The 916-nt window shown below is 58.6% G+C and carries 1 protein-coding gene; it reads right to left on the bottom strand.

What is annotated here, in order from left to right; translation table 11 throughout:
- Nucleotides 1-354: 354 nt before the first annotated feature.
- Nucleotides 355-858, bottom strand: a complete 504-nt coding sequence (locus O4220_RS27700) for an Lrp/AsnC family transcriptional regulator (protein ID WP_269608746.1) — start codon at nucleotides 856-858, stop codon at nucleotides 355-357.
- Nucleotides 859-916 lie beyond the last annotated feature (58 nt).

The following is a 916-nucleotide window of genomic DNA, read 5'->3' as shown; positions in this document are numbered from 1 at the left end:
CCGAGTGCGTCGTAGAACGCGATTATCGTTGGCGCTGATCGGCGTCCAGGGATTGACCGTGTTTCAATCCGCTTCTCCTCGGCGGTCCGGGACGACGGCGATCGCGCGACGGTCGGCGTTGACGAATTCTCTGACGAACAGCAGTGCCCGCGGGGTTTGCTCGCCACTTGAAGTTGCAATGTGATCCGTCCTGCAATTGCCATGATATTCGCACCAGTCGCGTGGAGTGGCCCTCGTGGTACATACGCTTGGCTACGATCGCCAATCGGGTTCTGACGGAACGACATTGTCTGAGCCATCGGAAACAGCCCATCCGTCCGACCACACCACGAACCCACCTCCAGATCTTGGCGTTCACCTCACAGCAGGGGTCGAACGTCCCCAGCCGGATCGAGCGGTGATGTGTTCGAGCAGTGGTTGAACGCGGTACGGGGTAGGTGTTGCAACCGAAAATTCGGATGTCGTTTTCCGAACCCCGTCGATGTCGACAATCGACGCGGTCAGTACTTGCAACGCTGCGAGTGAGCTGATCGCAACGTGCGCGAGCACATCTTCACGACCTGCCTGGATTTTGATTTCCAGGACCTCGGGTAGCTCGGTAAGCCCTTCCACCACGGCAGCAAGCTTGCGTTGGTCGATTTCGAGGCTGATCAGCGCCTGCACTGGAACCCCGACAGCGGACAGGTTGATGATCGGCCGAAACCCCTCCAGGATCTTCTGCTCTTCGAGCCGGCGCAGTCGCGTTTGCACGGTGGCTCGGCTGACGCCGAGCTCAGCAGCAATCTCGGCCACTCCGGTTCGTGCATTCACTGTCAACAGCCCGATGACTTCGACGTCGAGGCGATCAATACTGCTCACCTTGCCTACTTCCTGTAGCCCTAGCTCGCTTCATCTATCCATGAAGCTATGTTCTGCT

Origin of the sequence: Rhodococcus ruber (assembly GCF_027270735.1) — a bacterium.
Lineage (GTDB): Bacteria > Actinomycetota > Actinomycetes > Mycobacteriales > Mycobacteriaceae > Rhodococcoides > Rhodococcoides rubrum_A.
This window is presented reverse-complemented; position numbering and strand designations above follow the sequence as displayed.